The 20,705-nt window shown below is 62.3% G+C and carries 21 protein-coding genes (1 of these 21 running past the window's edge); all 21 read right to left on the reverse strand.

The window, feature by feature from the left end; translation table 11 throughout:
• On the reverse strand, window positions 1-365 hold the 5' portion of the coding sequence (locus BA022_RS09525) for a phosphoribosyltransferase (protein ID WP_011804614.1). Its footprint begins 160 nt before the window's first position; the window shows 365 of its 525 coding nt (coding positions 1-365); the start codon lies at window positions 363-365; the stop codon falls past the left edge of the window.
• A gap of 71 nt (window positions 366-436) precedes the next feature.
• The gene (locus tag BA022_RS09530; protein ID WP_088887356.1) at window positions 437-1,813 is read right to left on the reverse strand and encodes an adenylosuccinate synthase; all 1,377 of its coding nucleotides are present in this window, start codon (window positions 1,811-1,813) and stop codon (window positions 437-439) included.
• A 29-nt stretch (window positions 1,814-1,842) separates the two neighbouring features.
• Window positions 1,843-2,991 (reverse strand): ATP phosphoribosyltransferase regulatory subunit, encoded by a 1,149-nt coding sequence (locus BA022_RS09535; RefSeq protein WP_088887357.1) that lies wholly within the window; start codon window positions 2,989-2,991, stop codon window positions 1,843-1,845.
• A gap of 75 nt (window positions 2,992-3,066) precedes the next feature.
• Window positions 3,067-3,246: a DUF2065 domain-containing protein gene (locus tag BA022_RS09540; protein WP_088887358.1), complete on the reverse strand. Its 180-nt coding sequence runs from the start codon at window positions 3,244-3,246 to the stop codon at window positions 3,067-3,069.
• Between the two features lie 29 nt (window positions 3,247-3,275).
• Window positions 3,276-4,181, reverse strand: coding sequence for a protease modulator HflC (gene hflC / locus BA022_RS09545; RefSeq protein ID WP_015912796.1), 906 nt, complete (start codon window positions 4,179-4,181; stop codon window positions 3,276-3,278).
• A 9-nt stretch (window positions 4,182-4,190) separates the two neighbouring features.
• Window positions 4,191-5,546, reverse strand: coding sequence for an FtsH protease activity modulator HflK (hflK, locus tag BA022_RS09550; protein ID WP_011804609.1), 1,356 nt, complete (start codon window positions 5,544-5,546; stop codon window positions 4,191-4,193).
• A 51-nt stretch (window positions 5,547-5,597) separates the two neighbouring features.
• Window positions 5,598-6,776 carry a GTPase HflX gene (gene hflX, locus BA022_RS09555; protein ID WP_088887359.1) on the reverse strand — a complete coding sequence of 393 codons (1,179 nt, stop codon included), beginning with the start codon at window positions 6,774-6,776 and terminating at the stop codon, window positions 5,598-5,600.
• Window positions 6,777-6,839: 63 nt separating this feature from the next.
• Window positions 6,840-7,091, reverse strand: a complete 252-nt coding sequence (hfq, locus tag BA022_RS09560; RefSeq protein WP_011804607.1) for an RNA chaperone Hfq — start codon at window positions 7,089-7,091, stop codon at window positions 6,840-6,842.
• Between the two features lie 77 nt (window positions 7,092-7,168).
• Window positions 7,169-8,512: a ribosome biogenesis GTPase Der gene (gene der, locus BA022_RS09565; protein ID WP_015912794.1), complete on the reverse strand. Its 1,344-nt coding sequence runs from the start codon at window positions 8,510-8,512 to the stop codon at window positions 7,169-7,171.
• A 19-nt stretch (window positions 8,513-8,531) separates the two neighbouring features.
• Window positions 8,532-9,659, reverse strand: a complete 1,128-nt coding sequence (bamB, locus tag BA022_RS09570; RefSeq protein WP_418236082.1) for an outer membrane protein assembly factor BamB — start codon at window positions 9,657-9,659, stop codon at window positions 8,532-8,534.
• 20 nt (window positions 9,660-9,679) lie between these two features.
• Window positions 9,680-10,357 (reverse strand): YfgM family protein, encoded by a 678-nt coding sequence (locus BA022_RS09575; RefSeq protein ID WP_088887361.1) that lies wholly within the window; start codon window positions 10,355-10,357, stop codon window positions 9,680-9,682.
• A gap of 13 nt (window positions 10,358-10,370) precedes the next feature.
• Window positions 10,371-11,660 (reverse strand): histidine--tRNA ligase, encoded by a 1,290-nt coding sequence (gene hisS, locus BA022_RS09580; protein ID WP_088887362.1) that lies wholly within the window; start codon window positions 11,658-11,660, stop codon window positions 10,371-10,373.
• A 97-nt stretch (window positions 11,661-11,757) separates the two neighbouring features.
• A complete protein-coding gene (gene ispG, locus BA022_RS09585) occupies window positions 11,758-13,035 on the reverse strand; it encodes a flavodoxin-dependent (E)-4-hydroxy-3-methylbut-2-enyl-diphosphate synthase (protein ID WP_088887363.1) in 1,278 nt (425 codons plus the stop codon).
• Entirely contained in the window at window positions 13,036-13,968 is a 933-nt protein-coding gene (locus tag BA022_RS09590) for a helix-turn-helix domain-containing protein (protein WP_088887364.1), read from the reverse strand.
• Between the two features lie 33 nt (window positions 13,969-14,001).
• Window positions 14,002-14,829, reverse strand: coding sequence for a type IV pilus biogenesis/stability protein PilW (gene pilW / locus BA022_RS09595; RefSeq protein WP_015912788.1), 828 nt, complete (start codon window positions 14,827-14,829; stop codon window positions 14,002-14,004).
• A 31-nt stretch (window positions 14,830-14,860) separates the two neighbouring features.
• Window positions 14,861-15,985, reverse strand: coding sequence for a dual-specificity RNA methyltransferase RlmN (gene rlmN / locus BA022_RS09600; protein WP_088887365.1), 1,125 nt, complete (start codon window positions 15,983-15,985; stop codon window positions 14,861-14,863).
• Between the two features lie 84 nt (window positions 15,986-16,069).
• A complete protein-coding gene (gene ndk / locus BA022_RS09605; RefSeq protein ID WP_015912786.1) occupies window positions 16,070-16,495 on the reverse strand; it encodes a nucleoside-diphosphate kinase in 426 nt (141 codons plus the stop codon).
• A gap of 77 nt (window positions 16,496-16,572) precedes the next feature.
• Window positions 16,573-17,913, reverse strand: coding sequence for a pseudouridine synthase (locus BA022_RS09610; RefSeq protein WP_088887366.1), 1,341 nt, complete (start codon window positions 17,911-17,913; stop codon window positions 16,573-16,575).
• Window positions 17,910-18,614, reverse strand: a complete 705-nt coding sequence (gene scpB / locus BA022_RS09615; protein ID WP_088887367.1) for an SMC-Scp complex subunit ScpB — start codon at window positions 18,612-18,614, stop codon at window positions 17,910-17,912. Before scpB ends, BA022_RS09610 begins: the two co-directional genes overlap by 4 nt.
• Window positions 18,615-18,764: 150 nt before the next feature.
• Window positions 18,765-19,769: an RluA family pseudouridine synthase gene (locus tag BA022_RS09620; protein WP_187305956.1), complete on the reverse strand. Its 1,005-nt coding sequence runs from the start codon at window positions 19,767-19,769 to the stop codon at window positions 18,765-18,767.
• Between the two features lie 14 nt (window positions 19,770-19,783).
• Window positions 19,784-20,695 (reverse strand): peptidoglycan DD-metalloendopeptidase family protein, encoded by a 912-nt coding sequence (locus tag BA022_RS09625; protein ID WP_088887369.1) that lies wholly within the window; start codon window positions 20,693-20,695, stop codon window positions 19,784-19,786.
• Between the last annotated feature and the right edge of the window lie 10 nt (window positions 20,696-20,705).

Consider the following 20,705-nt stretch of genomic DNA (forward strand, 5'->3'; position numbering starts at 1 on the left):
ATGGGTGCGTAGTTGGTCTTGAGCATTTCCACCACGGCATTCAAGGTGTGGCCCGAGTCCGCTAGATCATCCACGAGTAGCACGCGGCCAGCGATCTCCCCCTTGGGAGTCGTGATAAAGCGAGCGATGTCCAAGTGCCCCTTGACTGTCCCAGCTTCTGCTCTATAAGAACTTGTGGACATGATGGCCAAGGGCTTGTCAAAGATACGACTCAGAATATCCCCAGGTCGCAAACCGCCACGTGCAAGACAAAGGATCGTATCGAACTGCCACGCGGATTGATGCACCTTTAGCGCAAGCTTCTCTATGAGGTTGTGATACTCGTCGTAGCTCACGTACAAATGCTTGCCGTCTTCCGTCAGCATACTAACTCCTGAATTGATAGCAACAATCGCCTTAACAGCGGGCGACACACTCCAACTGCCCCACTATGCCCTCAGTCCGCCGCGTAGGGATGGCGCATCAAGATCGTGTGATCACGGTCTGGACTGGTCGAGATCATTGCGATAGGCACCCCCGTCACTTGCTCAATACGCTCCAGATAGCGGCGCGCATTGGACGGCAGGTCCTCATAGCGAGTCACTCCCACGGTGGATTCCGTCCAACCGGCAATATTCTCGTAAATAGGTACGCACCGTGCGATTTCTTCGGCACCCATTGGCAGAAGATCGATCCTCTCACCGTCCAACTCGTATCCCACGCACAGCAACAGTTCCCTCAACCCGTCCAGAACATCCAGCTTGGTGATGCAGAGCCCTGAAAGACCATTGACCTGCGCGCTACGCTTGAGGAGTGCAGCATCAAACCAACCGCAGCGACGGCTGCGCCCAGTCGTCACCCCTTTTTCGGCGCCCACAGTACTCATGTGATAACCCGGTGTTCCAGGCGTTTCCCAGTCCAGCTCGGTCGGGAAAGGCCCTCCCCCCACACGCGTGCAATATGCCTTGGTGATCCCCAAGATGTAGTGCAGATGCCCTGGGCCAACACCTGACCCCGCTGCCGCATTACCCGCCACACAGTTACTGGACGTGACATAGGGATAGGTGCCATGGTCCACATCGAGCAACGTGCCCTGGGCCCCCTCAAACAGCAGATTTGCGCCCGCGGCATGCGCTTCGTTCAGTTCACGCGAGACATCTGCCATCATGGGCTTGAGCATCTCTGCATGCCGCATGGCCTCCTCAAAGACCGGTTCAAATTGCACTTGCCCGCCCGTGATGTAGGGCTTGAGTGCATCGCCAAACTGAAAATTGGCCGAACCCAAGAAGGTGCTGAGGACATGGTTGTGCAACGCCAGCAATTCGCGCAGCTTGGCGGCAAAGCGTTCTGGATACTTGAGGTCTTGTACGCGCAGGGCACGGCGAGCAATCTTGTCCTCGTAGGCCGGTCCGATACCACGGCCCGTGGTACCAATCTTCTCGGCGCCACCGTGTTCACGCGCCGCTTCACGCGCCACATCCAGCGCCGCATGGAACGGCAGGATCAATGGACAAGCTTCACTGACACGCAGACGCGAGCGCACTTCGACGCCCGCTTTTTCGAGTCCCTCGATCTCCTCAAACAATTTGCCCGCCGAGAGAACGACGCCGTTGCCGATGTAGCACTTGACACCCGGGCGCATGATCCCGCTGGGGATCAAGTGCAGCGCCGTCTTGACGCCGTTGATGACCAACGTGTGACCAGCGTTGTGCCCGCCCTGAAAACGCACCACCCCCTGGGCGCTCTCAGTCAGCCAATCAACCAGTTTGCCTTTGCCTTCATCGCCCCACTGGGTGCCAACCACGACAACGTTACGACCCTTGCTTGCTTTCATGTCAAACCCGATTCAAATGCTGAAGAAACTCAAATCGCCTTTACGACCCAGTTGCCATCCACCAGGACAAGCTCCCGATCGCAGTGGAATTCGTCCACTTCGCTGCCGTGCCCCGGCAGCACACACACAACCGTTTCGCCCTGACGACGCAACGTAGCAATGGCAGCACTGAGCGCACCACCATCGCCCCAGGGCGCCCGGATGGCCGCACGCAATGACGGAGCCGACACCACACCCACCAGTTGCTTCACGTCCAAGCTAAAGCCTGCGGCTGGCCTGTTACGGCCGAAGACCGCGCCGACTTCGTCATAGCGGCCGCCTCGCACCAGCGCATCACTGGCGCCCTGCGCATAAATCGCAAAACGCGCTCCGCTGTAATAGGCATAACCCCGCAGATCTGCCAGATCAAATGTGACCCGCACACCGTCCATTCGTGCCGCAATTGCCCTCAAATCTGATAGCGCCTCGCGCGCACCAGGAAAGGGCTTCAACAAATTTTCGGCCTCATTCAGCACTGCTGCATCACCATACAGCTGCAACAGTGCCAACAACCCTTCCCGCGATGCAGACGGGAAATCGCGTGTCAAAGACGCCAGTTCGCTGGCGTCTTTGGCAGCAAGCGCACCGTGGACGTGGGCGAGCTGATGCATACCGACAGGAAGTCCTGCAAGCAGACTACGCACGATACGGACGTCGGCCAGATCTACGCTCACCTCCTGTGCGTGGGCACTGCGCAAGCACTCCAACGACAGCAACACTGCTTCGATATCCGCCTCGATACCTGGATGACCGTAGATCTCGGCTCCAAACTGCAAGGGCTCCCGTGTGGCGTGCGGACGATCGGGACGCGTGTGCAGTACTGGGCCGCAATAGCATAGACGCGCCACCCCCTGCCGGTTGAGCAGGTGCGCATCAATGCGTGCGACCTGTTGGGTCGTATCGGCCCTCAAGCCGAGAGATCGACCCGAGAGTTGGTCCACCAATTTGAACGTTTGGAGGTCCAGCGCCTCGCCAGTGCCCGTCAACAGTGATTCCAGATGCTCCAGCAAAGGAGGCATCACCAACTCATAACCGTAACTGCGTGCCGTATCGAGCAGTCCGCGGCGAAGTTCTTCAATGTGCCGCGCCTCGGAAGGCAAGACATCGGCAATATGATCCGGCAGGACCCAGGCAGACATGGGATGGGGCAGGCTGTTAAAACGTTGATTCTACCGGCATGGATAAGCCCCACCCCGGGACCGAAAGCGGCCAGGCTACGCGAGCAGCAGAATGGCGCCGCCAGCGATCAGCCCCAGCAGCGCGCAAAAGCGAATCTGGCCGTCACGCAATTGCAAAAGCTGCGTGAACACGCGGCGCCAACCACCAGGTGACACGAAGGGCAGCAGCCCTTCGATGACCAGCACCCAACCCAACGCGATCCAGAACCCGTTCATGGAGGCCGACCACCGCCATCAGTCGCTCATCAGCGACGGGGGCCTGCAGATGCATTGCCCGTCCCGCCTCTGAACACCTTGAAAAATTCAGAGTTCGCCGGATCCAGCACCATGACATCGCCCTTGCGGTTGAAGCTCGCCTTGTAAGCTTCGAGACTCCGGTAGAACTGTGCAAATTGAGGATCACGGCCGAATGCCTCCGCATACAGACGCGCAGCTTCCGCATCACCCTCGCCCTTGATCTTCTGGGCGTCGCGGTAGGCATTGGCAATGGTGATCTCGCGCTGCCGGTCTGCGTCTGCGCGAATCTTTTCCCCCTCCGCCGCGCCCGTGGAGCGCAGTTCATTCGCAACGCGCTTGCGTTCCGCTTCCATGCGTCGATAGACGGACTCCGTGATCGCTTCTACGTAGTCGACCCGCGTGATGCGCACGTCCACGACATCGACACCCCAAGGCTTGGAGCCGCGGACAGCTTCCAGCACTTCCCGTTTCACGTCGGACATCAGCGCATCGCGCTTGAGCGACAGCAGCTCCTTGACGGTGCGACGGTTGACCTCTTCCTGAAATGCATTGCGGACCACCCGATTGAGCTGCAGTGCACCTGCGTTCTCGTCCAGCCCCACATTGCGGATGTACTCGGATGGGTCGGTAATGCGCCAGCGCACATACCAATCGATCACCACGCGCTGCTTCTCGGCTGTCAGCATCGACTCGGTGTCTGAACTGTCCAGCGTGAGCAGACGCTTGTCGATGTAGCGAACGTTTTGGAAAGGTGGAGGTAGCTTGAAATTCAACCCTGGTTCCGTGATGACTTCCTTGATCTGCCCCAACGCGTACACCACGCCAAACTGGCGTTGGTCGACGACGAACACCATCGAGCTGAGCAATGCCAGCAACAACAGAACTGTCGATGCGATAAATCCGATTCTGTTCACACGGCTCTCCTATCGGGACTCACGTTCGCGCGAACGGTTGGCATCACGCAACCGAGAATCGCCGGGAAATTGAGAGGTCGCGGCAGGAGGGACTGTCGCTGGCGGCGTATCGGTCGCCGCAGCCGCCGAAGTCTGCTGTGAAACGCTCTGCATGATCTTGTCCAACGGCAGGTACAGCAAGTTGGATCCTTGCCGCGACTCCACCAGTACCTTGGTCACATTGCCGTAAATTTGCTGCATGCTCTCCAGATACATGCGGTCTCGCGTCACCTGCGGCGCCTTCTGGTATTCAGCAAGGACGGCGCTGAAGCGCTGTGTGTCACCCTGCGCCTGCGCCACGATGCGCGCCTTGTAGGCTGCCGCCTCCTCGATCAAGCGGGACGCCGTACCCGTGGCACGCGGAACCACATCATTGGCATAAGCCTGGGCTTCGTTCTTAGCGCGCTCCCGCTCCTGGCCCGCCTTGAGCACGTCATCAAAAGCCGCCTGTACTTGCTCAGGAGGGCGCACCCCCCCTTGCTGCAGGTTGATGCCAACGACTTCCACGCCGACCTTGTATCGGTCCAGAATGGTCTGCATCAGATTGCGCACGCGCGGAGCAATCTGGTCCCGCTCTTCCGCCAAGGCGGTATCCATGCGCATTTTGCCCACGACTTCGCGCACCGCCGTCTCTGCCGCCTGAACCACGGCTTCGGCCGGATTGCGGCTCTCGAACAGCCACGCACGCGCGTCATTCAAACGATATTGCACTGCGAACTTGATTTCGACGATGTTCTCGTCTTCGGTCAACATGGCGGACTCACGCAGCCCCGTGCTCTTGATGACGCTATCCCGCCCCACATCAGCGGACCGGATCTGGGTCACGAATACCAGTTCATGGCGCTGAATGGGGTAAGGCAGGCGCCAATTGAAGCCGGCGTTGACCGTGCTCTTGTACTTGCCGAACTGGGTGATCACCGCTTGCTGGCCTTCTTGCACGATGAAAAAGCCAGTGCCCAGCCAGATCAGCACCGCTATGGCGGCGATCAATCCCACGCCAACCCCCGCGTTCTTCATGTCTGGCTGGAAACCACCATTGCCGCCACCAGAAGCTGGACCACGCGACCCGCCGCCGCCAAACAACCCACCCAGCTTGCGGTTCAGATCACGCCACAACTCATCCAGGTCCGGCGGCTGTCCCGAAGGATTCTGGTCACGTCCACGTGGACGCTGTGAGTTATCCGGAGAAGGGCGCTCCGAATCAGGGCGCTGTCCACCCTCGCCCTTATCGTCCCCACGGCCCCAACGAGGATCGTTGAGATTGAACATCCCCCGAATACGCTCAGGCAGCACGGCCCAGCGAGAGGCCCGGTTAAGAAGGTTCATGCGCGAATTCTCGTACTCTCAATAGCAATAGAACACCAGCATTGTGCCCAATCAGTCCCACTCGCCCTTCAATTCAGCCGCCGTCACAGGGGGCATGCCTGACGAAAGTGACTTCTGAACCATGTCTGCCAATAGCTGCCGCAAGTCAGCCACCCCTTCGCCAAGGCCGGCACTGACAAAAATCCGCGGTACAGGCCGCCCATCCAGTTCATAGGTATCTTGCCGCACGTTAGGACGCACTTCGGGCGTGAGGGCATCCAATTTGTTGAATACCAAGAGTTGTGGAATATCTGCGGCGCCAATCTCACCAAGAACCAGTTGCACCTGTGCAATCTGCTCGGGAAAGGCGGGGTTGGCGGCATCGACCACATGCAGGAGCAGATCCGCGTCCACGGCCTCCTGCAACGTGGCCTGAAACGCATCCACAAGCCCGTGCGGCAGATCACGAATGAAGCCCACGGTATCGGACAATGACACCGAACCCGCGGCTTCGCCCAAATAAAGATGACGCGTGGTGGTGTCCAGCGTGGCGAACAATTGGTCCGCTGCGTAGGCTCGCGCCTTCACCAGTGCATTGAACAGCGTGGATTTGCCCGCGTTCGTGTAGCCCACCAGCGAGATATTGAATGTATCGCGCCGCTGCCGCTGCCGCCGCTGGGTCGCCCGTTGGCGCTTGACCTTGACCAGGCGCTCCCGCGTGCGCTTGATGGCTTCGCTGATCATGCGACGGTCGAGCTCAATTTGTGTTTCACCCGGCCCGCCCCGTGTGCCAATCCCCCCGCGTTGACGCTCCAAGTGCGACCAGCGCCGCACAAGTCGAGTGCTCAAGTACTGTAAACGGGCCAACTCCACCTGCAGCTTGCCCTCGTGGCTGCGGGCGCGCTGGGCAAAGATTTCCAGAATGAGCAGCGTGCGATCATTGACGGGCAATTCCAGGCTTCGCTCCAGATTCCGCTGCTGCGCCGGACTCAGCGCCTGGTCGAACAGCACCTCCTTCGCGCCATGCATCTGCGCCAGAGTGCGGATCTCATCCGCTTTGCCGCTACCCACGAACAGCGCCGCATCAGGCGTCTTTCGCTTGCACGTCAGCCGCGCGACAGGATTCAAGCCAGCAGTCTGGGCCAATAAGCCAAGCTCTTCGAGTTCGGCATCGAAATGGGGCAAACCAAAATCCACGCCTACCAATAGAACAGGCGTGGATTTCGTGTCAGGAGAAGAATGGGAACTCAAGGCTGCGTGCCCTGGGATGCGCAATGCTTGCGCCGTGGCGCAGCCTTGAACTGCCGCAGGGGCTTACTGGTTGTCCCCGTCGGCGGCGGGTTCCGCAGTCGAGAAGTTGACGGCACGACCAGGCACGATCGTGGAAATGGCGTGCTTGTACACCATCTGCGTCACGGTATTGCGCAGCAGCACGACGTATTGATCGAAGGATTCGATTTGACCCTGCAGTTTGATGCCGTTCACCAAATAGATCGAAACCGGCACATGCTCCCGACGCAATGCGTTCAGGAAGGGGTCTTGAAGAAGCTGACCTTTATTGCTCACGATATTCTCCGTGTTCAAAAATGTTGTTGTAAACCAGCACCTTACCACAGCCAGACGGCCATACGCCGTCCAGGGGCTCAGGAGTTCTGCTTGTCCGTATAAGGATTGCTGGAGGTTTTCATTTCGATACGCAGCGGCGTACCGACGAGGTCAAATTCTTTGCGAAAACGCGCCTCAAGAAAGCGCTTGTAGGCGTCCGTGACATGCTCCAGCGAATTCCCATGGATCACGATCACCGGCGGATTCATGCCGCCCTGGTGCGCATAGCGCATCTTGGGCCGGAACATACCAGAGCGCTTGGGGCTTTGGAACTGCACCGCCTCCTGCAGCAGGCGCGTCAACACCGGCGTAGGCATCTTGCGGTTGGCAGACTTGTACGCCTGGATGATGGATGACCACAGCGGCCCAATGCCCTGCCGTTTCTTCGCGGAGATGAAGTGCAACGGCGCGAACTTTAGAAACGACAGACGCGTTTCGATGGAACGCTCCAGCTGCTGCCGGCCATAGTCGTCCACCGCATCCCATTTGTTCACTGCGATCACCACGGCGCGACCACTCTCCAGGATGTAGCCGGCAATATGTGCGTCCTGGTCCGTCACTCCCTGCGTGGCGTCCAGCAGCAGCAGCACGACATTGGCTGACTCGATGGCCTGCAGGGTCTTCACGACCGAGAATTTCTCGATCGCTTCAAACACCTTGCCTTTGCGTCGCAGGCCCGCCGTGTCGATCAATTCGAACTTCTGGCCGTTGCGTTCAAAAGGCACCGATATGGCATCGCGCGTGGTGCCGGGCATGTCGAAAGCCACCAGACGCTCTTCGCCCAGCCAGGTATTGATCAGTGTCGACTTGCCCACGTTGGGGCGCCCTGCCACTGCAAGACGGATGACATTCTTCTCGGCAGCCGCATCCTCCTCCTCAATCTCGGGCAACGCGAGCGGTTTCAGCGCGAGATCCACCAGGCTGCGCACACCCTGGCCGTGCGCCGCCGATACGGGGTGCACCTCTCCCAGTCCCAACTCATAGAACTCGGCCAGATGCATGCTGTCCTGCATGCCTTCGGCCTTGTTGCCGGCCAACACGCAGGGTTTGCCCAGGCGGCGAAGGTAGTTGGCAATGTCGTGGTCCTGGGCGGACAGTCCGCCGCGTACGTCCACGACAAAAACCACGACATCGGCCTCCGCCACGGCCTGCTGGGTCTGCCTGGCCATCTCGCGGTAGATGCCGCTGGAGGCGTCGGGCTCGAACCCCCCGGTGTCGATGACGATGTACTCGTGCTTGCCCTGTCTCCCATTGCCATAGTGGCGATCACGCGTGAGGCCGGCAAAGTCGGCCACGATCGCATCGCGCGACTTGGTCAAACGGTTGAACAAGGTGGACTTGCCCACATTGGGCCGCCCCACCAAAGCGATGACAGGCTTCATCCTGTGTCCTATATCCCTATCAGTCCGGACGGAAGCCGTAGACGCCGCCCTTGCGCGTCACCACCACCAAGGTGTCGCCCGCCACCGCCGGGGCCGCCGCAATGGCCGAGCCATCGGTCGTCAGGCGGTTGAGCGGTGCGGCGTCCTCACGGGACAGCAGGTGCACCAGCCCTGTATCGTCACCCACTACCACCGAACGCCCCAGCACCAAGGGCGCTGTGAGCTTGCGGAACTGCAGCCTGTCCGATGTCCAGGCGCGGGCCCCATCGGTGCGCCGCCATGCGATCACCGTTCCGTTGCTTTCCGTGCCGAACAGCATGGTGTCATCCCCGTGGATGCCCACGCCGCCGCTGGCGGGCTGCGTCCACGAGACCGTCCCCCGGGATGCATCGATACAGCCCACCGAGGCCTGAAAAGCCCGCGCGCACAGGCTGTCGCCCACACGGCTCGTACGGCCAACGATCTCCACCAGCCGCTCGACGTCATTGGTGCCGCGCGGGCTGGCCAAGGGCGCCTCCCAGCGCACCACGCCGTTGTCGGGATTGAAGCCGACCAGACGGCCGGACAGCCCCGCAACCAGGGTGTCACCCACAGCCATCAGCACACCGCCCTGGCGCAGGACCAGGGGCTCACCCGGCCGCTGCTGACTCCAGAGCCGGTAGCCAGTCGCCGCGTCGAAGGCGGAAATGGAGCGATCCGCCGCCAGCACGAAGATGCGCTTGCCCGCGACCAACGGCGCCGTATAAGCCTGGGCGGGCAATGGCTTGCGCCAGATCTCCCGACCGCCGTCCAGTGCGATAACTTGATTGCCCTTCGACACCACCGCCGTCCAACGCCCATCACTTCCCACGCCCGAGGCAAGCGGCTGGTTGAGACGCGTGCGCCATACGTCGCCCCCCGTGCGTGCATCGATGGCCGCCACATCGCCATTGGCAGAGGCCACCGTCACCACGCTGCCCTCCACGTGCATGTCGAGTTCAAGGCCTTCCTGTTCCCCAATCTGGGACATCCACGCCTGACGCACTCCCAGCACAGGGACGTTGGGGCCGAGCTCCGCCGGCTTCGGCTTCGGCGTGCCGCCCCACAACGAGCACCCTCCCATCACCAGCAGGCTCACCAGCAAAGAGGCGCCGGTCAGCGCCCTCATGGCATGACTACGTGCCTGGCTCATTGCACGCCCCCCGACGTAGCGGAGGCTACCGTCTCCACCTGTGCACCCAAAGCGTTGAGCTTGGCTTCCACCAGGCGGCGGTATTCCACACGCTCGTCAAAAGCCTGGTAGGCGCGGCGGTACTCGGCAATGGCTTCCTGTTTCTTGTCCTGCAACGCGAACACATCACCCTTGCGATCCGCGACCGTAGCGGCAAACTCTGCGGGGAATTTCCCCGACAGCTGTGCCGAGGCCTCGTCGTAGGCCTTTTGCTCGATCAGGACGCTGGCCAGGCGCAGCCGGGCCAAGGCCTGGTAACCCTCATCAGACGCTTTCTCGGCCACCCAAGTCAACGTACTTTTGGCGGCGTCCCACTTGCCAGCGTCGGCCAGCGCTTTGGCGGCCAGAAGCCCTGCCTGCCCCGCCTGCGCGGTGCCGCCGTAACTCGACTTCAGGTCGCCAACGGCTTGCTCCACGCGCGCAAGGTCACCCGCCTGCATGGCCATTTCCACGGCCTCGGCCAGTGCCGTCGCCTGCTGGGCCTGGCGGCCCTGCCACAGCCGGTAGCCGTTCCAGGCGGCAAGCCCCCCCATGATGACAATCAACACCCAGGTGATGGGCGTGCCCCACGTGTTCCAGAAGTGCTTGATCTGCTCAAGCTGTTCTTGTTCTTGAAGGTCGAAGTTGTTGGCCATGTTGTGGTTCCGTTCAGCGCGAGGATTGTAGGGTGGCCGCCCATTCGGCCAGCGCCGCCAGCGGGCGCTCCGCCTGCTCGCCGCTATCCCGCAGCGGCTTGACGGTCACGGCCCCGCGGGCCAGTTCGTCGGCGCCGAAGACCAGTGCATAGCGTGCGCCGCTGGCGTCCGCCTTCTTGAACTGGGATTTCATGCTGCCCATGCCCTCGCCTGCGGTGGTGGGGCTGTGCATCTGCACCGACACCCCCTGCGCACGCAGCCGCTGCAAGGTAGCCATGACGACCGGCAGGGCAGATGCGTCGGGCACTACGGCATAGGCATCGGCAGCTGGTCGGGCCACTTGCGTCTCCTGCTCCTTGAGCAACTCCAGCACGCGCTCCACCCCCAGCGCCCAGCCCACGGCCGGAGCGGACTTGCCGCCGATCTGCTCGATCAGGTAGTCGTAACGGCCCCCACCGCAGATCGTGCCCTGCGAACCCAGTTGGTCCGTCACGAACTCGAATACCGTGAGGTTGTAATAGTCCATCCCGCGGACCAGGCGGGGATTGAGGCTCCAGGCCACGCCGTTGGCATCCAGGATCGCCTTGACGGTCTCGAAATGCTGCAGCGACGCCTCGCCTAGAAAGTCGATGAGCCGCGGGGCGCCTTCCACCAGCGCCTGCATCGCGGGGTTCTTGGTGTCGAGAATGCGCAGCGGATTGCTGTGCAGACGGCGGCGCGCATCCTCGTCGAGCACATCCATGTGCTGCTCCAGGTATGCGATCAGCGCCGCGCGGTGGGCGCGGCGCTCGTCGGGCTGCCCCAGGCTGTTCAATTCCAGCCGCACGTTCTCCAGCCCCAGTTCCGCCCACAGCGCATGCGCCAGCAGAATGATCTCGGCATCGGCTTCCGCGCCGGGAAAGCCCAGCGCCTCGGCACCGATCTGGTGGAACTGGCGGTAGCGGCCGCGCTGTGGCCGTTCATGCCGGAACATCGGCCCCATGTAGTACAGGCGCTTGCCGCCGTCGTAGAGCATGGAATGCTCTACCACCGCACGCACCACCCCCGCCGTTGCCTCGGGGCGCAGCGTCAGCTGTTCACCGTTGAGCCGGTCCTCGAAGGAGTACATCTCCTTCTCGACGATGTCGGTGACTTCGCCCAGGCCGCGCACGAACAGCGGCGTAGGCTCGACGATGGGCGTGCGGATGTTGCGATAAGCGTAGCGCGCCATGAGGGTGCGCACTTTGTCCTCCAGCCATTCCCAGCGCGCCGAATCGGGCGGAAGAATGTCGTTCATGCCCTTGATGGCAACCAGCTTCTGCATCTTGTTCTGTTGTTTGTGATTTTGAATCAAATCAGCCTCTAGCGCTTATCCATCAAGCGCTATAAGCTATAATACTTATAGCAAACTTGCGCACACTTCACTGTGCGCCTGCGCCGTTGCCGAAACGCCGGGCAATGTAGCCTTCAACGATATCCTGGAACTCTCGCGCGATGCCCTCGCCCCGCAGGGTCATGGCCTTTTCGCCGTCGATGAACACCGGGGCGGCGGGCGCCTCGCCCGTGCCGGGAAGGCTGATGCCGATGTCGGCATGCTTGCTCTCGCCCGGGCCGTTGACGATGCAGCCCATCACGGCCACCTTGAGTTTTTCCACGCCGGGATAGCGCAGCCGCCATACGGGCATCTGCGCACGCAGGTAATCGTCGATCTGCTTGGCCAGTTCCTGGAATGTGGTGCTGGTGGTGCGGCCGCAGCCTGGGCAAGCGGTCACGCTGGGCACGAACGCACGCAGTCCCAGCGATTGCAGGATCTCGGAGGCCACCACCACCTCCTGGGTGCGCGCCTCGCCGGGCTGCGGAGTCAGCGACACACGGATAGTGTCGCCAATGCCTTCCTGCAGCAGGATCGAAAGCGCGGTGGTCGACGCCACGATACCCTTGGTACCCATGCCCGCCTCGGTCAGACCCAGGTGCAGCGCATAGTCGCAGCGGCGCGCGAGTTCGCGGTACACCGAGATCAGATCCTGCACACCGCTGACCTTGCACGAAAGGATGATCTGGTCGCCGCTCAGGCCCATTTCCTCGGCGCGTTTCGCCGATTCGATGGCGGAGGTGATCAGCGCCTCGTACATGACCTGGCGCGCATCCCACGGCTGGGTGCGGCGGCTGTTCGCATCCATCAGCTCGGCCAGCAACTCCTGGTCCAGGCTGCCCCAGTTCACGCCGATGCGCACGGCCTTGTCCCAGCGCACCGCTGCCTCGATCATCTGGCCGAACTGCTTGTCCTTCTTGTCGCCCTTGCCCACGTTGCCCGGGTTGATGCGGTACTTGGACAATGCCTGTGCGCAGTCGGGAAATTCCGTCAGCAGGCGGTGGCCGTTGTAGTGAAAGTCGCCCACCAGCGGCACCGTCTCGCCCATGCGGTCCAGCTGCTCACGGATGTAGGGCACGGCCGCTGCGGCCTCCGGCGTGTTCACCGTGATGCGAACGAACTCAGAGCCCGCTTGCGCCAGTTCCTTGATCTGGATGGCCGTGCCGATCGCATCCACCGTGTCGGTGTTGGTCATGGACTGCACCCGCACCGGTGCGCCGCCACCCACCGTGACCACCCGGCTGCCCCAGACGATGCGTGCCTGCCGCGAGCGGCGTGCCTGGGGCTGTGCCATAGCGATCGGTGCGGCTGTGCCGGAGATATTCATTTACTTCACCTCGAAACGCGCAACGTTCTCGCGCGCAATCGCATTCAGATCCATGGGCTGGCCGCGCACAACCACCTCCGTGGCATCCGCCTTGCCAATGACAACCGACCAGGGAGGGCTGCCCGCCGCGGAAACACTCTCGCCCGCAGCCAGGATCTTCTGCAGCACGACGCCGCCCGCGGCGTTGCGCACCTGAATCCAGGATTCTCCCCGGGCGCGAATGACCAGCACGCCCGAAGCCTCTGTGCCCTTGGCGTCAACTCCGGCCTCGTTGGTCACGCCGTGAGATGGGGCCGGCTCCACCGCCGCAGCGGAGGTCGATGCGGCGAGGGCCGCTGAGGCCACCGCAGCAGAAGATGGCTCTGCCCGCACAATGGCCTGTCCCCCTGAGGCAACGGACTCTTGTGTTGAGGGCACCGCAGCAGTCACCGGGTCCAGTTGCGTGGCTTCGGGCGCGCGCTGTGGCGGTGTTACCGCCTCCGGACTGCTGGCGACCGGCAAACCGTCGTTGCCCTTCGGGAGAAAGGCGATGGCCACCGCGGCGGCCAACAGCGCGGCAACCGTCACGCCCATCATGCGCGATTTGGGTCGCTCCAGCGTTCCCCCCTTGATGAACCGGTGACCAGGGTCTTTGAACGACGCGTTGAGTCCCTTGTCCACCACAAGCTGCACGGGGCCGCTCTGGGGCAGCAATGCGAGCACCGGCGCAGCATCGGCCTTCAAGGTCCGGCAGACGCCCGACGCCAACGCCCGCATGAAGACGGCGTCGGGAAATGCGTCGTATTGGTCCGCTTCCAGCGCATGCAGTTTGTTCGCGGGCACCTTCAGCGTTCCGGCCAGCACATCAACATGGACCCCTGCGGATTCGCGCAGTTGCCTCAGCAACTGCCCCGCGGTAACGCCGCCCGCCGGTTCAGTGCCGTGATCCTGCATCCGATGATCACCCCCCCAGCGGCGCCCATGGGCTCACTCATCGAAGGCCCCTCGTTCGAATGCCAGGGTTTCTTTCGCGTTGGGGAAGCGCTTGCGCAACTGATCACCCAACTGGCGCATGGCCACGAACTCCTTGAGCACGCGCTCGATCTTCACACCCAACCACAGAGACTCGGCATTGGCATACTCGCCATTGTTCACGCGACGGACATAAAACTGCGCCCGCTTGGCCTCGCCCCGCGCAAACAGCACGGCCGCCAAGTGGTACCCCACCGCCGGGTTGCCCGCATCAATCTCATAGGCCTGCTTCAGCGCTTGTTCGGCCTCTGCAAGACGCCCCGCCCGCTGGTAGCACAGGCCCTGGGACATCAGCGTCTTGCTGCGTGCCTTGTAACTCGGCACGGCAAGCGCCCGCTCGAACATCTGATTGGCGACGTCGTACTGCTGGCGCTGGCACTGCAGCCAGCCATAGTTGTGCATGATGTCTGGATCGGAAGGCTTCATGCCTTGGGCGCGCTTGAGGCTGTCTTCCGCGAGCGCCAGGTCGCCCATATTCATGTATATCAAGCCGCGAAGGTGGTAGGCGTCGGCATACGTGGGATCGGTCGTGATCGCCTGCCGCACCTCCTCCATGGCCACGGTGGTCTGCCCCATTTGCAGGTAGTTCGCAGCCAGCTCCAGCCGGATACGCGCACGGCGGCGCACGTCGGCTTCGCCGCCACCGGATGCGGATTCCGCCACGGCACCATTGGCATCGGAGGCCCCTTGGTGGGCACAACCGGCAAGGCCCGAGACGACAACGGCAATGCCGATCGCCGCCATCGCCTGCCACCCGCCATGATTGATCCGCCACTTCGCCATGAAAGCCTCCCGTAATTGTTGCGCCACGCCGTCAGATGACCGGCTTGATCTCGATGGTCCTGAGCTTGGCCATGCGTTCATTGACCCGTGTTCGGTCCTTCACATCGCCAGCCAGTTGTCCGCATGCCGCATCAATATCGTCACCGCGCGTCTTGCGAACGGTCGTGACGATACCCGCGTCACTCAACAATTGTGCGAAAGCCGTCACAGCCGCCGGGGGAGATCGGCGCAGACCGGAAGCCGGGAACGGGTTGAAGGGGATGAGATTGAACTTGCACGACACCCCGCCGTCGGCCGCCTTGCGGCCCACCAGGTCAATCAACTGTCGCGCATGCTCTGGCTGATCGTTCACGCCTTCCAGCATGCAGTATTCAAAAGTGATGAAGTCCCGCGGTGCGTGGTCCAAGTAACGCCGACACGCCGCCAGGAGTTCATGCAGCGGGTACTTGCGGTTCAGGGGAACGAGGTTGTCGCGCAACACGTCATTGGGAGCATGCAGCGAAACAGCGAGCGCCACAGGACAATCCTGCGCCAGGCGGTCCATCATGGGCACGACGCCTGAGGTAGACACGGTTACGCGACGCCGCGACAAGCCGTAACCATGGTCATCGAGCATGACACGCAGCGCAGGCACCAGTGCAGCATAGTTCTGCAGCGGCTCGCCCATTCCCATCATCACCACGTTGGAAATCACGCGTTCGCCGTCACCGCGGCGCTGCCGTAGTGCGTGCTCGGCATACCAGAGCTGGGCCAGGATTTCGCCAGTAGTGAGATTACGGCTGAACCCCTGGTGACCGGTGGAGCAAAAACGGCAGCCTACGGCGCATCCAGCCTGCGAGGAGATGCACAAGGTGCCGCGATCGTCCTCAGGAATAAAGACTGTCTCCACGGCGTTGCCGTCGCCCACGTCGAACAGCCACTTCACCGTGCCGTCGGCAGAGATATGTTCGCTGATGGCTTGCAGCCCTGCCACCTGGGCGCAGCCCCTGAGCTTCTCGCGCAACGATTTCGCCAGGTCGCTCATCTGGTCAAAATCGCTGGCACCGCGCTGGTGGATCCAGCGAAACAGTTGCGTGGCCCGAAAACGTTTTTCTCCCAGCCGCTCGCAAAAAGCAGCCAGGCCGTCCAGGTCAAAATCCAGAAGGTTCGTGGTCATAACGTTCACGGATGTCCACGCCCACATAGCGCATCCGCACGGGGGCGGCCAAACCAGGACCGCCCGGCACGCGGAGCCACTGCATTAGCGCGAGTAGATGTTCAGGCCGGGGAAGAAGAAGGCCACTTCCACCTGTGCGGTTTCAGCAGCGTCGGAGCCGTGCACTGCATTGGCGTCGATGCTGTCCGCGAAGTCGGCGCGGATCGTGCCGGGCGCCGCCTTCTTGGGGTCGGTCGCGCCCATGAGTTCGCGGTTCTTCAGGACGGCGTTCTCACCCTCCAGGGCCTGCACCATCACGGGGCCGGAAATCATGAAGTCCACCAGATCCTTGAAGAAGGGGCGCTCCTTGTGCACTGCGTAGAACTGCTCGGCTTCGGCGCGCGACAGGTGGATCATGCGCGCAGCGACAATCTTCAGGCCAGCGGCTTCAAAGCGCGCATAGATCTGGCCGATCACGTTCTTGGCAACTGCGTCCGGCTTGATGATGGAAAGGGTGCGTTCGATAGCCATGTTGGTTTTCCTAGTGAGGTGTTGCGGTATTTTTTGCCCTGAAGGCAAACCGTCAATTTTAGCTTTACGCCAATCCCCTAACGGCCGCCGCGGCGCGGCCCGTTGTTGCGTTGCTGTTGGCGATGGCGCGAGAAACTGTCAGCCCCGATATAGCCGAGCGACGTCTTCATCGGGTCCGGCTGAGCATTCGGTGAGGGCGATCGCCCCGCACGCCCCCCTGTCTTGTCACGCCCACCGCCAGATGCCTTGCCGGGCCCCGCGGATCGACGATCGCCTTTGCGGCCGCCCCTGCCCTGGCCACTAGTGGGGCGCGCACCACCACCGTCCAGCGTTGCACCTGCCGCCTGCATCAGGGCACGAATGTCGCGCTCATCAAGCTCCAGCCACGCCCCGCGCTTGAGCCCGCGCGGCAGCATCATGGCCCCGTAGCGAATCCGAATCAGCCGGCTCACCGCATGTCCTACCGCCTCGAACATACGGCGGACCTCGCGGTTACGGCCTTCAGAGATGGTGACCCGGTACCAACAGTTGGCGCCCTCGCCGCCGCCGTCTTCCACGGAGCCAAAGGAAGCCATGCCATCCTCCAGCGGCACGCCTTCCAGCAAGCGTTGCTTTTCCTCGGCGCTCAACGCACCCAGCACGCGGACCGCATATTCACGCTCCAGCCCGAAGCGGGGGTGCATCAACTTGTTCGCAAGCTCCCCCGAACTCGTGAATAGCAACAAACCTTCGGTATTCAGGTCCAGTCGCCCGACGGATTGCCATTTGCCCTGCTGCAGCCGGGGGAGTTTGCGAAACACCGTGGGGCGGTTTTGCGGATCGTCATGCGTAACCACTTCGCCCACCGGCTTGTGGTATGCAATCACGCGTACCGGCGGTGGTGCAATACGGAAGCGGATGGGTTTGCCGTTGACCTTTATCTGGTCCCCAAACTGCACGCGCTGTCCGATATGGGCCGGCTCGTTGTTGACGGAAATACGACCTTCCAGGATGAGCTGCTCCATTTCCAGCCGAGACCCCATGCCCGCCTGGGCAAGCACCTTGTGCAGTTTGGGGGTTTCTGGCTGGGGAAGCAGCACCCGCTTGGCGGGGGCGAGCTCGGCGTTGGCTTCATCCTCGTCGAACAGACCCGACACCACGTCGGCAAACTGATAGCCATCACCCTTCGGCGCGCGCTTGGCAGCATGGCCGCTAGACTGTCGTGGCACCTCAACAGCAGCGCCTTGCTCATGCACTTCCTGCATCTTCACGTCCGATTGGGCACCGTCAGCGCTCAGTTGCGGCACTGCCACATTCTCCTGAAGCGCGCCTTCCGCAGACTTGCGCTTGCGGAGCCTGCGCGGCGCAGCAGCCTCCGATGCGGGCAAAGGCGAGTGACCCGCCATGGAGTCCGGATCCTTGTGAGATTCATCATTCATATGTCAATGTCCCGTGGCCCCTCTTCGGCACCACTGTGTGTCGCGCCCACTACCAGATCAGGGGCATCTTCAATATCTACTTCGTCTACGGCCGACACCTGCACGCCGTCCTCAGGTACCCCTGCAGTGTCTTCGCTCTGCGGTGCCCCCTGAATGGCGCCCAGCGCTTCAAACATGCTGACCTGCACGCCGGGGTCTTCGAGCGTAGGCAGTTGATCCAGTGATTGCAGTCCTAAATCGTCCAGGAACTGCCGTGTGGTAGCAAACAACGCAGGCCGGCCCACTGTCTCGCGGTGGCCAATGACCTCCACCCAGCCGCGGTCCTCCAGTTGTTTGATGATGAGGCTGTTGACCGTCACCCCACGGATGTCTTCGATGTCCCCGCGGGTCACGGGCTGCCGGTACGCAATGATGGCCAGCGTCTCCAGCGTCGCTCGCGTGTAGCGGGGCGGCTTTTCAGGATGCAGCCGGTCCAGAAATTCACGCATCTCGGGCCGGCTCTGGAAACGCCAACCTGTGGCCACTTGTACCAACTCCACCCCTCGCAAGGCCCAGTCCTGCTGCAGTTCCAGCAGCAGCATCTTTACTGTATCGGAACCCAGCGCGTCATCGAACAATGTCCGCAAGTCACGGATCGATACAGGCTGCGGGGCACAGATCAACGCGGTTTCAAGAACCCGTTTGGCGTCCACCGAATTCATGGTCCAACAGTCCCTGGAAAGGCAGCCTCGCATCAAACGGGAGGCTGCGCCTTGGGTTGGAGATATTGCGGCGCAGAAAGCAGAGCGTGGCAATGCGCCTTCACGGGGCCGGTAGCTCGTGCTGACCGGCGGTTCACGGCAGAACAGCCGTCAGGGGCGATTGTAGCGCAGCCCCCAAAAATCCAGCGCCTGCGTCATGTCTTCCGGCAGCGGCGCGTGGAACTCCAGGGGAGCGCCAGTGACCGGGTGTACAAACGCCAGCCGGAATGCATGCAGCGCCTGTCGATGCATGGGCCCGGCCATCGCGCCGCCGTACAGTGCATCTGCCACCAAGGGATGACGTATGGATGCCATATGCACGCGGATCTGGTGCGTTCGCCCCGTGTGCAGCGTACAACGCACGAGGCACACCTCCTCGTTGGCATCTATCAGGTCGAAATCGGTGCGGGCTTCCTTGCCTGGATGCTGTGCCAGATCGACCACCGCCATCCGCAGGCGATTGCGCGGGTCACGACCGATCGGGGCATGCACCGATCGATGTGCGGCCCCCGTCCAGCCACCCCACCCCAGCGCCACATACTGGCGGCTGACCTCGCGCGCAGCGATCATGCGGACGAGTGCATCCATGGCCGACCGGCTGCGCGCAACGACCATGAGGCCACTGGTGTCCTTGTCCAGGCGATGGACGATGCCCGCACGCGGCACCTGCATCGCCTGCGCATCCCGGCCAAGCAAGGCGTTCAGCAACGTGCCGCTCCAATTGCCGGGCGCGGGATGCACCACCAGCCCCGCAGGCTTGTGAATCACGAGGATGTGCTCATCCTCATACACCACATCCAATGGCCATTGCTCGGGCCGAAAAGCCTGGCTCTGCTGCGTAGGGCGCATCTCGACCGCAATGCGGTCCCCGGCCTTGACCCTGGACGCCGGCTTCTGTACCTCCCGCCCATTCAGGCGTACGCAGCCCTGGAGCAGCAACTGCTGCAGATAACTGCGGGAAAACTCTGGGACCAGTTCCGCGAGTGCCTTGTCCAGCCGCTGAGCATGCTGCTCGGCACCCACGACGACCTCCCGCAGTTCCGCCTCAAACTCGTCCGCCTGACTCCCACCTGTCTCTGCTGGACCAGCATCCTCCAGCCAGGACGCCTCTCCCATGGAAGCCGGCGCACTCAACGGGAGGGGAGGTAGCGGGCGGGGTCCACGGGCTTGCCCTGGCGCCGGATTTCGAAATGCAGTTTCACACGATCCGCGTCGGTGCTTCCCATCTCGGCAATCTTCTGGCCGCGGCGCACGTTCTGGTCTTCCTTCACCAGCAGCGTCTGGTTGTGCGCATAGGCCGTGAGATAGGTGTTGTTGTGTTTCAAGATCACCAGGTTGCCATAGCCGCGAAGCCCAGCACCGGCGTACACCACACGTCCATCGGCAGCGGCGAGCACCGGATCGCCTGCCTTGCCGCCGATGTCGTAGCCCTTGTTACGCACCTCGTCGAATCCCGCCAACAGGCTGCCCGACGAGGGCCAGATGAAGTTGACGTCATCCGTTGCAGCGGCTGCGGCCGGCGCGGTGGCCACCGCTGGCGCGCTGGGTGCCGCTGCCGGCGCCACCGCGGCCGGTGTAGACGCCGCCGATGCCGACGGCTTGGGTGCGCTCGCAGCCGATGCTGCAGCCAAGGGCGAAGACGTGACGGGGCGGGTGACCACACCGGTGTCAGATGCCACCGCAGTCGCCGCAGTCGCAGCAGGGGGCACCACACGCAGCACCTGGCCCACCTCGATCAGGTTGGCGTTTTCCAGGTTGTTCCAGCGCGCGATGTCTTTCCAACTTTGCCCGTTTTCCAGACCAATGCGAATCAGCGTGTCGCCTGGCTTCACGGTGTAGTAGCCAGGCTTGCCCGCGTTTTCAGCACCAGGCAAGGGCTTGACCTCAGGCACGGCCCCGGCGGGCCCCGTCGTGCCGCTGCTCGCGGCAAAGGTGCCGCGATCTTCCACGGGAGCCCTGTTGATCGGGGTGCTGCACCCCGCCAGCAAACCGCCAGCCAGCACGGCAACTCCCCAAACCACAAGACTACGCGATACCAACATAAGCAAATCC

The organism is Diaphorobacter nitroreducens (genome assembly GCF_002214645.1).
In the GTDB taxonomy this organism is placed as follows: Bacteria; Pseudomonadota; Gammaproteobacteria; order Burkholderiales; family Burkholderiaceae_C; genus Diaphorobacter; species Diaphorobacter nitroreducens.

Bases quoted from the DNA above. Each gene is read 5' to 3' on its own strand.
- BA022_RS09625 (WP_088887369.1), bottom strand. From the start codon at position 20,695: ATGTTGGTATCGCGTAGTCTTGTGGTTTGGGGAGTTGCCGTGCTGGCT.
- pilW (WP_015912788.1), bottom strand. From the start codon at position 14,829: ATGGCGAAGTGGCGGATCAATCATGGCGGGTGGCAGGCGATGGCGGCG.
- BA022_RS09590 (WP_088887364.1), bottom strand. From the start codon at position 13,968: ATGCAGGATCACGGCACTGAACCGGCGGGCGGCGTTACCGCGGGGCAG.
- rlmN (WP_088887365.1), bottom strand. From the start codon at position 15,985: ATGACCACGAACCTTCTGGATTTTGACCTGGACGGCCTGGCTGCTTTT.
- BA022_RS09610 (WP_088887366.1), bottom strand. From the start codon at position 17,913: ATGAATGATGAATCTCACAAGGATCCGGACTCCATGGCGGGTCACTCG.
- BA022_RS09535 (WP_088887357.1), bottom strand. From the start codon at position 2,991: ATGTCTGCCTGGGTCCTGCCGGATCATATTGCCGATGTCTTGCCTTCC.
- bamB (WP_418236082.1), bottom strand. From the start codon at position 9,659: ATGAGGGCGCTGACCGGCGCCTCTTTGCTGGTGAGCCTGCTGGTGATG.
- hisS (WP_088887362.1), bottom strand. From the start codon at position 11,660: ATGCAGAAGCTGGTTGCCATCAAGGGCATGAACGACATTCTTCCGCCC.
- hflK (WP_011804609.1), bottom strand. From the start codon at position 5,546: ATGAACCTTCTTAACCGGGCCTCTCGCTGGGCCGTGCTGCCTGAGCGT.
- ndk (WP_015912786.1), bottom strand. From the start codon at position 16,495: ATGGCTATCGAACGCACCCTTTCCATCATCAAGCCGGACGCAGTTGCC.
- scpB (WP_088887367.1), bottom strand. From the start codon at position 18,614: ATGAATTCGGTGGACGCCAAACGGGTTCTTGAAACCGCGTTGATCTGT.
- BA022_RS09540 (WP_088887358.1), bottom strand. From the start codon at position 3,246: ATGAACGGGTTCTGGATCGCGTTGGGTTGGGTGCTGGTCATCGAAGGG.
- ispG (WP_088887363.1), bottom strand. From the start codon at position 13,035: ATGAATATCTCCGGCACAGCCGCACCGATCGCTATGGCACAGCCCCAG.
- BA022_RS09575 (WP_088887361.1), bottom strand. From the start codon at position 10,357: ATGGCCAACAACTTCGACCTTCAAGAACAAGAACAGCTTGAGCAGATC.
- BA022_RS09530 (WP_088887356.1), bottom strand. From the start codon at position 1,813: ATGAAAGCAAGCAAGGGTCGTAACGTTGTCGTGGTTGGCACCCAGTGG.
- der (WP_015912794.1), bottom strand. From the start codon at position 8,512: ATGAAGCCTGTCATCGCTTTGGTGGGGCGGCCCAATGTGGGCAAGTCC.
- BA022_RS09620 (WP_187305956.1), bottom strand. From the start codon at position 19,769: ATGGGAGAGGCGTCCTGGCTGGAGGATGCTGGTCCAGCAGAGACAGGT.